Origin of the sequence: Vibrio sp. A1-1, assembly GCF_021728175.1 — a bacterium.
Classification (GTDB): Bacteria; Pseudomonadota; Gammaproteobacteria; order Enterobacterales; family Vibrionaceae; genus Vibrio; species Vibrio diabolicus.
Genome location: NZ_JAKKCL010000015.1, coordinates 97,292 through 110,016 on the forward strand (window position 1 = coordinate 97,292; position 12,725 = coordinate 110,016).

A 12,725-nucleotide genomic window follows, 5' to 3' on the forward strand; every position below is an offset into this window, starting at 1 on the left:
GTATGAATTTGGCTAGTGAATAAGGAGAAGTTATTGAGCAAATGATGAAAATTTTGAAGTATAAGGGTCATGTGTAAGAAAAAGCCAAGCGAATAATAGGTGACTTAAGTTTAGACATGGCTATAAAAATGAAAATCACAGCTTTCTAAATTAGTGATTAATTATATTTTCATTTATAACAAAGTGAGCTTGGTTAATAAGCCACTTCACGAGCGATGTATTTTCTACTCCTTAACATGAAGTGAAAAAATAAACTGAGTAATTAATCTAAATTTTGATTTGTTTATCAATAGCGTTCTGTATTTATTACAAAAAATGTTTGAATGGGATGTTCTGGCATATTTTCTTACATTCACATGTGATTCATTTCACGGCTTTAATTGCTCATTCTTATTTATTTCATAAATAAACCTGATAGTAGACGCAAATGGTAGGCTCTGATCAGAGCTAAGTTTGCATTTACATAAATATCAGGTATGACAATGGACACGTTAATCAAACCCTCAATACTCGCACTAACCATCGCCAGTGCACTTAGCGCAAACGCGAACGCAGAGATTATTATTTCCCAGTATGTGGAAGGCGGCGCTTATAATAAAGCGGTCGAGATCGCCAATACAGGTGATACTGCGATGACACTCACAGGCTATGAATTAGCAAAATCTTCGAATGGTGGCGGCTCGTGGGGCAGCACTCTTGATCTTAGTAACGTAACGTTACAAGCGAAGCAAGTGTATGTGCTTGCTCATGGCGATGCGAGCGAAGCAATAAAGGCGGTTGCGGATTACACTGATAAAAATGTAGCGAACTTTAACGGCGACGATCCGTTGGCACTTCTTAAAGATGGGGAAGTGCACGATATATTAGGTGTGATGGGGGACGTGGATTTCGCTAAAGACACCACGTTAGTTCGTAACAGTGATGCGCTTACACCTTCAACTACCTACCAATCCACTCAGTGGACAGCCTTACCTAAAGATAATATTGATGGTTTAGGGGAATTAAATACAACTGAGCCACCTGCGCCATTTGCTTGTGAAGTAGATGGACAAGAACCAGCCTTTACCACCATCCAAGAGATTCAAGGTGAAGGTGCTTCTTCTCCATTTATTGATGGTTACCCTTACATCACGACCGAAGATCACTTCGTAACTGGTGTGGTCAGTGCGGTAACAACAGGCTTAACTAAAGGCTTCTACCTGCAAGCACTTGAGAATGATGGCAACGACAAGACATCTGAAGGTTTGTTTATTCACACCGATGTTGCAGATACAGAGCTGAAAGCTGGTGATGTTGTTTGTGTGAAAGGGAAAGTACAAGAGTACTACAGCAACACTCAGCTTTCTTCTGATGCAAACAGTTATGTAAAAACAGGCACATCAAACGCCTCTTTGGTTACTCCGTTAACGATTAAGGAAGGGGAAACACTACGTGATGCACTAGAGCGTCATGAAGGTATGCAAGTTGAGCTCAGCTCGGCTAGCGAACTTTTCGTTACTCGTAACTTTTCTTACGATTATGACTCTCGACGCAACAACATGATGTTGTCTCATGAAGCACCGTTGCTTAAGCCGACTCAATTGCATGCAGCAGAGAGTGACGCTGCGGTTGCCCTTGCCAAAGAGAATGCGGCCAACCGTATTTACTTGGAATCGGATAGCAAAGCGCCAAATGGTCAAATCCCATATTTCCCAACGTTTGCACAAGATCTTGACCAAAATGGCTCTTCAGAGCAGCACATTCGCCTAGGCTCTCGTGTCGAAGGCCTGCAAGGTGTCGTGGCTTACAGCTACAACGAGTACCGCCTAATTGCGACCAATGAAGTTGATAGCAGCAACTTTGTCACGTCAGGTGATGACTTTGACGTTGCGCGTAAAGCGGCGCCAGCCATTGCCGATTCTGATTTACGAGTGGCGAGCTTTAACGTTCTTAACTACTTCACTTCGGTTGCTGACAGCGGTCACGACAACCCAACCGGGCAAAATCGTGGCGCGACAAACCTTGATGAGTTCTTGATCCAGCAAGCGAAAATCGTTTCAGCAATGAATAAGATGGACGCGGACATCATTGGCTTGATGGAAGTAGAAAACAACGGCTTTGGTGATGGTAGTGCTATCCAAAACTTGGTTGATGCTTTAAACGCTGAGATTGATGACGTGGAAGATCATTACACGTATGTCGAAATCGAAGAGCAAGACAAATACCAAGAGGAATACTTTGGCAGTGATGCGATCATGGTTGCGATCTTATATCGTGCTAACGCAGTAACACCAAAAGAAGCAGCAAAAGTCATTGTGACGCCAGAGCAACACATTGCAGAGAACACCATTACTCGTAAAGAGGGCACTGAAAGTAACCCTGCATACGACAAATATCAACGCCATAGCTTATTACAGACCTTTACAGTGAAAGAGACTGGCGAAGATCTTTCAGTGGTCGTGAACCACTTTAAATCGAAAGGTTCTGAATGTATTGAAGAGTGGATTGCTGGTGTAGAAGACTCAGAACCCGCGGATCTGCAAGGTAACTGCAACAACTTCCGTGTTTCTGCTGCGAAAGTCGTTGGTGAAGCGCTGAAAGATATTGATGGCGATGTGCTCGTTATGGGCGATTTGAACGCTTACGGCAAAGAAGATCCGTTACTTACCCTCACTGATTACTCAAAAGAGAAATACGGCCGTGATATCTACACTGCCGCTTACACAACCATTGGTGGCGGTGAGCTTCAAGTAGAGAAAACCAAGATTGAAAAAGGCTACGGTCTGCACAATTTAAACACCTTGCTGCATGGCGCTGATACGTTCTCGTACACCTATTCAGGTGAATTGGGGAACTTGGACCATGCATTGGCAAGCAGCAGTTTAGCGCAAAAAGTGGTGGCGATTGAAGATTGGCACATCAACTCCCTAGAAAGTAACTTGTTTGAATACAGCAGCAAATACACGGGTGACATGCCGAAGTACAAAGATGCGTTCTCAGCGTCTGATCATGATCCAGTGATTATTGCTATTGATTTGCCAGATGATGATATCGATTTACCGAAAACGGGTGAAAACTTAGCTATTGATGTACGTCTACCACCAACTGCGGTTGCGGGCGATATTGTGACAGTGAACTTAACAGCATCCACACAAGCGGCCGCGACAAGCAGTGATGCAAAAGTTTACTCGGCTAGCCAAACCTTGACTCAAACTGACATTGACGCACGCAGCGTGAATATTGAGTTTGAACAAGCGCCAGAACAAGGTAATTACCAGTTAGAAGAGAAAGTGACAGACTCGACAGGCAACGTCGTTAAGTTTAGCTCTGTTCGTGATGTCTCAATGACGCAAACTGAAACGGATGCAGGAGGTTCGAAGGATTCAGATGGTGGTTCGTTTGGTTTTGGCGCGCTACTCGCGATGCTAGGACTTGGCTTAGTACGTCGCCGCAACTAAGCTTTTATCTCCTAAAATACAGCTGTAAAGACCAAAGGCCAGCCGATGCTGGCCTTTTTATTGCACAAAGACTTGCCTTTCTAGTTTGGTGTTGCAAAATACCGCCCTTAATTGTCGCAAACCAGACAATCATCTCTTAAGTCTTGCCTAAACGGATTGGAGCAGCTGACACTCTATGTTGTTGATCATCGATAACTACGATTCTTTCACTTACAACCTCTACCAATACTTTTGCGAGCTTGGCGCTAGTGTAAAAGTCGTGCGTAACGATGAAATCGACATTCAAGGGATTGAAGCGTTGAACCCAACTCACTTGGTGATCTCACCTGGACCGTGTACGCCAAACGAGGCAGGTATCTCTCTACAAGCTATCGAATACTTCGCTGGTAAGCTTCCAATATTGGGTGTTTGCCTTGGTCATCAAGCGATAGCGCAAGTGTTTGGTGGGGAAGTCGTGCGCGCTCGACAAGTAATGCATGGGAAAACGTCACCTATTCGTCACAATGGTCGCAGTGTGTTTAAAAACCTGAATAACCCACTCACCGTAACCCGTTATCACTCTCTCGTGGTGAAAAACGGTACGTTACCCGATGTGTTTGAACTGACCGCATGGACTGAGCTGCCGGATGGAAGTATGGACGAAATCATGGGTTACCAACATAAAACTCTGCCAATTGACGCAGTGCAGTTTCACCCAGAATCGATCAAAACAGAGCAAGGTCACGAGTTGCTCGCGAACTTTTTAGCACGTAAAGCGATCTGATCGCGATCACTTTTCTTAACAAATCATTCATCTTTTTGCCGAGGTGAGTGGATTGCAAAACTATGCGGTTCATTCTGGCCTCTTTGTCTATTCATGTCTTTTTAAACCTTCTATCCCCTGTATTACATAACATTTATAAAAAATCGCTTCTCTATTTTACTTTCTTGATGCATAAATAGTCACAAGCAGTGATTAATGGAAGTTGCTTTCGAGAACGAAAAGAATAAATCACTATTGAAATGGTTAATTAAATGTAAATACAATGCCGCAATAGCTTAAATGCAAAACATTATTTGCTGGCAAAGAGAGCCGGTTAAATTCGCTTATCTGCTACGCATGCGGTATCAAGAAGGAATGTGCAATGACAACGGAAATTAAAGTAGAGCGCGGTTTATTCGATGAGGTAATGGTACCTTGCTATAACCCGATGGAAATGATCCCTGTTAAAGGTGAAGGTTCACGTGTTTGGGATCAGGAAGGTAATGAATATATCGACTTTGCTGGTGGTATTGCAGTGAGCTGTCTTGGCCATTGTCATCCAGTAATGGTAAACGCATTAACAGAGCAAGCTAACAAGCTTTGGCACTTAAGTAACGTGATGACGAACGAACCAGCACTTCGTCTGGCGAAAAAGCTAACAGAAGTGAGCTTTGCTGAGCGCGTATTCTTTGCTAACTCTGGCGCAGAAGCGAACGAAGCGGCACTTAAGCTGGCACGTCGTTACGCTGCTGACGTACATGGCGCTGAGAAATCAGAAATCATCGCATTCAAACAAGGTTTCCACGGTCGTACGTTCTTTACCGTAACGGTTGGTGGTCAAGCGGCTTACTCTGACGGTTTTGGTCCTAAGCCTGGTGACGTTACCCACTTACCTTACAATGATATCGAAGCACTACAGGCACACATGTCTGATCGCACATGTGCGGTGATGATGGAGCCGCTACAAGGTGAAGGCGGTATCGTGCCACCAACGCCTGAGTTTGCTCAAGCAGTACGTGAGCTGTGTGACAAACACAACGCGCTACTGATCTTCGATGAAGTACAAACCGGTAATGGTCGTACAGGTAACTTCTACGCTTACCAAGGTTTAGGTATTACACCTGATATTCTAAGCACCGCGAAATCACTCGGTGGCGGTTTCCCAATCGGTGCAATGCTGACTACTGCAAAATTAGCAGAGCACATGAAAGTCGGTACGCACGGTTCAACATACGGCGGTAACCCACTCGCGTGTGCTGTAGCAGAAGCAGTTGTGAACGAAGTTACTAAGCCTGAAGTGTTGGCTGGTGTGTTAGAACGCGAAGCGATGTTCCGCGAAGGTCTAGAGAAGATCAATGCTAAGTACAACATCTTCTCAGAAGTTCGTGGTCAAGGCCTATTGCTTGGCGCTGCACTAAATGAAGAATGGCAAGGCCGCGCACGTGATGTTCTCGTCGCTGCAGGCAAACAAGGTCTCATGGTATTGGTTGCGGGTGCCAATGTCGTACGTTTCACACCATCACTCGTTATTACACAACAAGAAATTGAAGAAGGCTTGGCGAAACTGGATAAAGCGATCGCGACTTTAGTTTAAGCGCGATATCAGTTTCAACGTCAACGCAGACACCCCCGTCAAGGATCTCTGATGGGGGAATTGTTCCTACAATATAGTTAGGATCTTCTTGCATCTGGAGGGAGTATTGATGCTAGTAGTTCGCCCTATCGCGATGTCGGATTATGACGCGCTGCACACTTGTGCGGTGGAGTCTGGTCACGGATTTACATCTCTACCGGTTAACGAAGAACTGTTAACCAATCGAATCAAACACTCAGAGTACAGCTTTGGTAAGCCAGATGTGGCAGAACCAGGTGATGAAGGCTACCTGATGGTCGGCTTTGACTCTGAAACGGGTGAGGTTGCGGGTACCACCGGAATCGAAGCATCTATCGGCTGGGATGTCCCATTTTACTCGTATCACATTAGTAAAGTGGTGCACTCGTCACCAAAGCTTGGCGTCAATAATGTCGTCAAACTGCTTACTTTTGGTAATAACTACACGGGTAACAGCGAAATTTGTACCTTGTTCTTGCGTGAGAAATTCCGCCAAGGTCTGAATGGTCGTCTAATGTCGAAGTGTCGTTTCCTCATGATGGCTGAGCACCCAGAGCGTTTCTCTGAAACGATCTTTGCGGAGATGCGTGGTGTTTCAGACGACGAAGGCAACTCGCCGTTCTGGCAATGGTTACAAGAGCATTTCTTCTCCATCGATTTCACGCTTGCGGATTACCTGACAGGTATCGGCAAGAAAGGCTTTATTGCTGACTTAATGCCGAAGCTGCCTATTTACATCAACCTGTTGAGTCCAGAAGCGCAAGCCGTGATTGGTCAAGTGCATGACAATACTCGCCCAGCATTAAAGCTGCTTGAGCGTGAAGGCTTCACTAACCGTGGCTACGTGGATATTTTCGATGCGGGTCCAACCGTTGAATGTGACTTACGCAATATTGAATCGGTACGTCACTCGTTCCGTGCGCAAGTGAAAATTGCACAACATAGCAGTACGCAAGACTTCTTGATGTGCAACTCATCGTTCGAAAACTTCCGCGCAGCAGTCACCAAAGCGGCGTATGACCCTGAAACACAAAGCGTCATGATCGCACCAGACGTTGCGGATGCACTTTTGGTTGAGGAAGGGGATTTTGTTCGCCTTCTTCCGCAGTAACAGACGACAGAATTTAAGGATAGAAACAATGACACATTGGATTGCAGGTGAATGGGTACAAGGTCAGGGTGAAGCATTTACGTCTCTGTCACCTTACAACCAAGAAGTGATCTGGCAAGGCAACGGTGCAACGGCAGAGCAGGTGAATCAAGCGGTATCTGCAGCGCGTGAAGCGTTTATTGACTGGAAAAAACGCCCATTTGCAGAGCGTGAAGCGATCGTGTTGGCTTTTGCTGAGAAAGTAAAAGAGAACAGCGAGAAAATCGCTGAAGTCATTGCCAAAGAAACTGGTAAGCCAATTTGGGAAACGCGCACTGAAGCAGCGGCAATGGCAGGTAAAATTGCAATCTCTATTCGTGCTTACCATGACCGCACCGGTGAAGCGAGCCGTGAAGCGGCGGGCAACCAAATTGTGTTACGTCATCGCCCACTCGGCGTGATGGCGGTATTTGGGCCATATAACTTCCCTGGTCACTTACCAAATGGTCACATTGTGCCTGCGTTACTAGCGGGTAACACCGTTGTGTTCAAGCCATCCGAGCAAACGCCTTGGACTGGCGAGCTAGCTATGAAACTTTGGGAAGAAGCAGGTCTGCCGAAAGGCGTGATCAACCTTGTCCAAGGTGCGAAAGAAACCGGCATTGCGCTTGCTGATGCGAAAGGCATTGATGGTGTACTGTTCACGGGCAGCGCGAACACGGGGCATGTATTGCACCGTCAATTTGCGGGTCAACCAGGCAAGATGTTAGCACTAGAAATGGGTGGTAATAACCCGATGGTGATCTCTGATAAATATGGTGATTTGGATGCCACGGTGTACACCATCATCCAGTCAGCGTTTATCAGTGCTGGTCAACGTTGTACGTGTGCTCGTCGTTTGTACGTGCCATTGGGTGAGAAAGGTGATGCGCTCATCACGAAACTGGTTGAAGCGACGAAGAATATTCGCGTAGACCAACCATTTGCAGAGCCTGCGCCATTTATGGGGCCGCAAATCTCCGTTGCCGCAGCCAAGTTCATTCTCGATGCACAAGCGAACCTTCAATCACTTGGTGGTGAAAGCTTGATTGAAGCTAAAGCAGGAGAGGCGGCGTTTGTTTCTCCGGGCATTATTGATGTAACGAACATTGCTGAGCTACCAGATGAAGAGTACTTCGGTCCACTTCTGCAAGTGGTGCGTTACGAAGGGCTAGAAAAAGCCGTAGAACTGGCGAACGACACGCGCTTTGGTCTCTCTGCTGGTTTAGTTTCAACTGACGACCAAGAATGGGAATACTTCGTTGACCATATTCGTGCAGGGATCGTGAACCGTAACCGCCAGCTCACTGGTGCAAGTGGTGATGCGCCATTTGGTGGTCCTGGTGCGTCAGGTAACCTACGTCCAAGCGCTTATTACGCAGCAGACTACTGTGCGTACCCGATGGCATCAATGGAAGGTCAAGAGACTATCTTGCCTGCAACATTAAGCCCAGGTGTGGCGCTATAAGTTTTAATAACAGAGTCGCAACCATGTATTGCGGCTCACCTTGCCGGCGAATCATTTAGGTATGGGTTGTAGTGATCGTTGGCAGAACACGGAAAGTGAGCAAAGACTCGGAAAAGCGTGTTGACTGACTGGCATTTACCGTCACAGGTTGATGGCTGCTCGTTCATTATTCTGGACAACTTTTCGTTGTGAACGAGCAGTCAACTTCCGCTTACCTTTTAACTCTACATCTCGTAACAAGGAGTCGTTATGACGCCCGATGTGTTATTTGAATCGCTATGGCAAGATTACATTCAACGTCTTTGCCCTTCTGCTGCGAAAGTACATCAGCTGCTTCAAGAAGATGAGCCTCTGATTAATGATCATATAGCTTTACGTACCTTCAATATTGCGCCTCTTGGTATCGAAACCTTAGCTAAACCATTTGTAGCCATTGGCTATCAGGCATGTGGTGACTACGTTTTCGAAAGTAAAAAGCTGGTTGCTAAACACTATGAGCACCCTGATCCGAAGCAACCGAAAGTCTTTATTAGTGAGCTAAAAGTTGAGGAGTGTTCACCTGAGCTGCAAGAGATTGTGAAAAAGCTGGTGGCACAAGTCGATGCAGGCAAGCTGAACGATAGCGCATTCTTACATGGTGGACGCTTGTGGGATTTAAGCTTTGCTGACTACCAAACGTTGGCTAAAGAAAGTGAGTATGCATCTTGGTTGGCTGCGCATGGTTACGGCGCAAACCACTTCACGGTGAGCGTTAACCAGCTCAATGAATACGAAGAAGTGAAGCAAGTAAACGATCACTTACGTACGGCCGGATTTACCATTAATGAAAACGGCGGGGAAGTGAAGGGCACTCCTGAGGTGCTGCTAGAACAATCATCGACCATGGCGGATAAAGTGGCGGTTCGCTTTAGCGAAGGCACTGAAATTATCCCTGGTGGCTTTTACGAGTTTGCTAAGCGCTACCCGATGGAAAACGGTGAGCTGTACCCAGGTTTTGTGGCGGCTTCAGCGGACAAAATCTTTGAAAGTACGAATGGCTAACTTTTAGGGTTAACCTTTCGGCTAACCAACTTGCTCATTAGTCTTTTGTTGCTCTGAGCTTAATGTGGTTACAAGACAAATAAAAAGCCACCAATGTCGCCATTGGTGGCTTTTATAATTTTGTTCGCGTCACTCTGGTTTGAGATTAACGAGTACCGTAAACCACGATAGTTTTACCGTGCGCAGAGATTAAGTTCTGCTCTTCTAACATTTTCAAGATACGACCTACTGTCTCACGAGAACAGCCAACGATTTGACCGATTTCTTGACGAGTGATCTTGATTTGCATGCCGTCTGGGTGAGTCATTGCGTCTGGTTGTTTTGCAAGGTTCAGAAGCGTCTGAGCGATACGACCAGTTACGTCTAGGAACGCCAGGTCACCCACTTTTTGGCTAGTTACTTGAAGACGACGAGCCATCTGCGCAGAAAGGCGCATTAGGATGTCTGGGTTTACTTGGATAAGCTGACGGAATTTCTTGAAAGAAATTTCAGCAACTTCACAAGGAGATTTAGCACGAACCCAAGCTGTGCGCTCTTGGTCTTCCTCGAATAGACCAAGTTCACCAATAAAGTCTCCTTGGTTTAGGTAAGAAAGGATCATCTCCTTACCTTCTTCGTCTTTAATAAGAACCGCAACAGAACCTTTAACGATGTAGTACAAAGTTTCTGCCTTTTCGCCCGCGTGAATTAGCGTGCTCTTTGAAGGGTACTTATGAATATGACAGTGTGAAAGAAACCACTCTAATGTTGGGTCGGTTTGAGGTTTACCTAGAACCATAATATCTCACTTCCTCTGCAGGGTACGCTTGCGCTATCCATATTTTAGCTAAGCCTGAATTAGGCCTACTAGAATAAGAGCACTTTTTATATGCTGCAAGCTCTCTTGTGTTTCGGTAAGAAATAGTATCCTTTTTCGAAAACGATTTCTTGATTTTAATCGTGCCATGATTGAGATTTTGTAAGCAAAACTGTGCACATGATCACGGTATGAAAAGTAAACATCTTCGCAGGCAGGTTTTTAGCCAATTTTCCCTGTTTCGATGAGCTGTTGTAGGATAGGCCGAACTATGAGCTCCATTGCAAAGCTCATCTTACCGCCTGGCACGACAATCGTGTTGTGGCGTGACATGAATGAGCCATCAATCATAGCCAGGAGATATGGGAAGTCGACTTTCTTTATCCCACGCAAGCGAATCACGACAAAGCTCTCATCCAGGCTTGGGATACCTTTCGCGTTAAGTGGGTTGGAGGTATCGACCGTTGGGACGCGCTGAAAGTTAATATGAGTGCGAGAAAATTGTGGCGTGATGTAGTTAAGATAATCGTCCATCGAGCGCACGATAGAATCCATTACTGCTTCTCGTGAATGACCGCGGTCACGAGTATCACGCACAAACTTTTGGATCCACTCTAAGTTTACGATTGGTACCATACCAATCAAGAAATCCACATGCTGCGCGACATTAACATCGCCATCCACAACACCGCCGTGCAAGCCTTCATAGAAGAGAACGTCACTGTTCTCCGGTAAGTCTTGCCACGGTGTAAAGGTACCAGGCATTTGATTATAAGGTACGGCCTCGTCAAAGGTGTGTAGGTAGCGACGTACGCTGCCTGCGCCATCGTGACCATATTTACGGAAAAACTCTTCCAATCCTGGAAAGTCATTAGCTTGAGGGCCAAAGTAGCTAATGTGTCGACCTTGCTCGCGCGCTTTACGGATTTCTATATCCATTTCAGGGCGAGTAAAGCGATGGAAGCTGTCGCCTTCAACCCATGCGGGTTTAACGTTCATCATATTGAACATCTTACGGAAGGCTTCAGATGTAGTGGTCGTGCCGGCACCGGATGAACCAGTAACCGCAATAATTGGGTGTTTAGCTGACATGACAAACCTTGTCGAAAATTACTTACCTGTAATGTGCAGTAGGCTGCTACTGCACGGTCGATAACCCACTATAGCACGTAACAATGCCTTGTCATTGAGTGGGGTACGGTAAAATGTGAAGGGTCTAAAATTTTGTTTTTACCTGAATATCGACGGTTTCGTGCAGTTCAGAGAACACGATAACCGCTTCGCCTTTTTCTAATTGAGTTTTTACTTGATCCACTTTGTCTTGCAAAGAAATCTCGACGGTTCCGTAATCCGTGCCTTCACGTAAGACGAATTCACGAATTAAGTTTTCCAATGTGTCTGGCGCAATGTCTTGCCATGGAATGATCATAAATACCTCGAACTTTTATGATGAGCGGCTAGTTTACTGCTTTCGCTGCTTGGATACAGCAGAAAGGTAATCTGCGGCAATACTTTCGTAATACGCTGGCAGCGCTTCTTCCAACCAAAATTTCGGCTTGAGCGCTGAACCTGTAAGGAAACCAACATGCCCACCGTGCTCAAAGAGACGGTAATCAATATTATCTGGCAGAACAAATTTCGGGATCACATCGTCGGTCATGAATGGATCGTCTTTGGCGTGAATGATCAGTGTCGGTAGCGTGATCTGTTGTAATTTACTTAAGCCAGAACATTGATCGTAATAATCTTGTGCGTCTTTAAAACCGTGCAGTGGTGCCGTGATCAAATCATCGAATTCATACAATCGTGTGACACGTTTTATTGAGTTGTAGGACAAAGCGAGCTCGCCATGCAACAAGTGATGTTTTTGCAACGCGTTGCGTTTGAGCGAAGAGAGCAGGTAACGGCGATACACTTTCGAAAAGCCTTGTTCAATACGGTTTGCACACGCTGCTAGGTCTAAAGGCGCTGAGATAATGGTCGCCGCGTTCAAAATGGGGTGGTCTTTGTATTGGGCTAAATAATTCGCCAACATGTTACCGCCAAGAGAAATACCAACCGCAACTTTGGGGTTATCAGGAAAGCGTTGCTCAAGGTGCTCTAAGAAGTGGCGGGCGTCAGTCACTTCACCAGAATGATAGGCGCGAGCTTTCTTGTTTGGCTTACCGCTACAACCGCGGAAATGCATCATCACCGACAGCCATCCGGATTGAGCAAATGCATTCATTAGGCCATTGGCGTAAGGGCTATAGAAGCAGCCTTCTAGTCCATGAAATAAAACAAAAATCGGCTTTTTTTGCGCAGGTTCTTGGGTTGGGTCCTCGCTCCATGCGAGATCGAGAAAATCGCCATCGGATGTATCGAGGGTTTGCCAAATCGGCGTAAACAACGCTTTTTTGCGAATAAAACGCGGTAAAAGCGTTTGAAGATGCGGGTTTTTGATCCCGGCGGCTGCGAAAAATTGTGTCATACCTAACTGCTCTTATGCGGTTCTTCGGTG

10 protein-coding genes are annotated in these 12,725 nt (G+C 45.8%); 6 read left to right on the forward strand and 4 right to left on the reverse strand.

Going from position 1 to position 12,725, the window contains the following annotated elements; genetic code table 11:
* Positions 1-482: 482 nt before the first annotated feature.
* From L3V30_RS19075 to L3V30_RS19100, 6 genes are all read left to right on the forward strand, one after another.
* Positions 483-3,437, forward strand: a complete 2,955-nt coding sequence (locus L3V30_RS19075) for an ExeM/NucH family extracellular endonuclease (protein WP_237309546.1) — start codon at positions 483-485, stop codon at positions 3,435-3,437.
* Between the two features lie 175 nt (positions 3,438-3,612).
* Positions 3,613-4,200, forward strand: coding sequence for an aminodeoxychorismate/anthranilate synthase component II (locus L3V30_RS19080; protein ID WP_005397690.1), 588 nt, complete (start codon positions 3,613-3,615; stop codon positions 4,198-4,200).
* A gap of 361 nt (positions 4,201-4,561) precedes the next feature.
* A complete protein-coding gene (locus L3V30_RS19085) occupies positions 4,562-5,773 on the forward strand; it encodes an aspartate aminotransferase family protein (RefSeq protein WP_005397689.1) in 1,212 nt (403 codons plus the stop codon).
* 109 nt (positions 5,774-5,882) lie between these two features.
* Entirely contained in the window at positions 5,883-6,902 is a 1,020-nt protein-coding gene (astA, locus tag L3V30_RS19090; RefSeq protein WP_085344615.1) for an arginine N-succinyltransferase, read from the forward strand.
* 28 nt (positions 6,903-6,930) lie between these two features.
* Complete coding sequence (astD, locus tag L3V30_RS19095) at positions 6,931-8,388, forward strand: succinylglutamate-semialdehyde dehydrogenase (protein WP_005397684.1); 1,458 nt, start codon at positions 6,931-6,933, stop codon at positions 8,386-8,388.
* Between the two features lie 249 nt (positions 8,389-8,637).
* Positions 8,638-9,429, forward strand: coding sequence for a DUF1338 domain-containing protein (locus tag L3V30_RS19100; protein ID WP_005397681.1), 792 nt, complete (start codon positions 8,638-8,640; stop codon positions 9,427-9,429).
* A 145-nt stretch (positions 9,430-9,574) separates the two neighbouring features.
* On the opposite strand, the gene crp is transcribed toward L3V30_RS19100, so the two are convergent.
* The 4 genes from crp to L3V30_RS19120 form a co-directional block, all read right to left on the reverse strand.
* Complete coding sequence (crp, locus tag L3V30_RS19105) at positions 9,575-10,207, reverse strand: cAMP-activated global transcriptional regulator CRP (protein WP_005381432.1); 633 nt, start codon at positions 10,205-10,207, stop codon at positions 9,575-9,577.
* A 240-nt stretch (positions 10,208-10,447) separates the two neighbouring features.
* Positions 10,448-11,317, reverse strand: a complete 870-nt coding sequence (locus L3V30_RS19110) for a phosphoribulokinase (protein WP_005397679.1) — start codon at positions 11,315-11,317, stop codon at positions 10,448-10,450.
* Positions 11,318-11,441: 124 nt separating this feature from the next.
* A complete protein-coding gene (locus tag L3V30_RS19115; RefSeq protein ID WP_237309547.1) occupies positions 11,442-11,654 on the reverse strand; it encodes a YheU family protein in 213 nt (70 codons plus the stop codon).
* A gap of 33 nt (positions 11,655-11,687) precedes the next feature.
* Positions 11,688-12,695, reverse strand: coding sequence for a hydrolase (locus L3V30_RS19120; protein ID WP_046874535.1), 1,008 nt, complete (start codon positions 12,693-12,695; stop codon positions 11,688-11,690).
* Between the last annotated feature and the right edge of the window lie 30 nt (positions 12,696-12,725).

Coding starts and splice junctions, on each gene's coding strand:
- L3V30_RS19115 (WP_237309547.1), bottom strand. CDS start 11,654: ATGATCATTCCATGGCAAGACATTGCGCCAGACACATTGGAAAACTTA.
- L3V30_RS19085 (WP_005397689.1), top strand. CDS start 4,562: ATGACAACGGAAATTAAAGTAGAGCGCGGTTTATTCGATGAGGTAATG.
- L3V30_RS19120 (WP_046874535.1), bottom strand. CDS start 12,695: ATGACACAATTTTTCGCAGCCGCCGGGATCAAAAACCCGCATCTTCAA.
- astD (WP_005397684.1), top strand. CDS start 6,931: ATGACACATTGGATTGCAGGTGAATGGGTACAAGGTCAGGGTGAAGCA.
- L3V30_RS19110 (WP_005397679.1), bottom strand. CDS start 11,317: ATGTCAGCTAAACACCCAATTATTGCGGTTACTGGTTCATCCGGTGCC.
- crp (WP_005381432.1), bottom strand. CDS start 10,207: ATGGTTCTAGGTAAACCTCAAACCGACCCAACATTAGAGTGGTTTCTT.
- astA (WP_085344615.1), top strand. CDS start 5,883: ATGCTAGTAGTTCGCCCTATCGCGATGTCGGATTATGACGCGCTGCAC.
- L3V30_RS19100 (WP_005397681.1), top strand. CDS start 8,638: ATGACGCCCGATGTGTTATTTGAATCGCTATGGCAAGATTACATTCAA.
- L3V30_RS19080 (WP_005397690.1), top strand. CDS start 3,613: ATGTTGTTGATCATCGATAACTACGATTCTTTCACTTACAACCTCTAC.
- L3V30_RS19075 (WP_237309546.1), top strand. CDS start 483: ATGGACACGTTAATCAAACCCTCAATACTCGCACTAACCATCGCCAGT.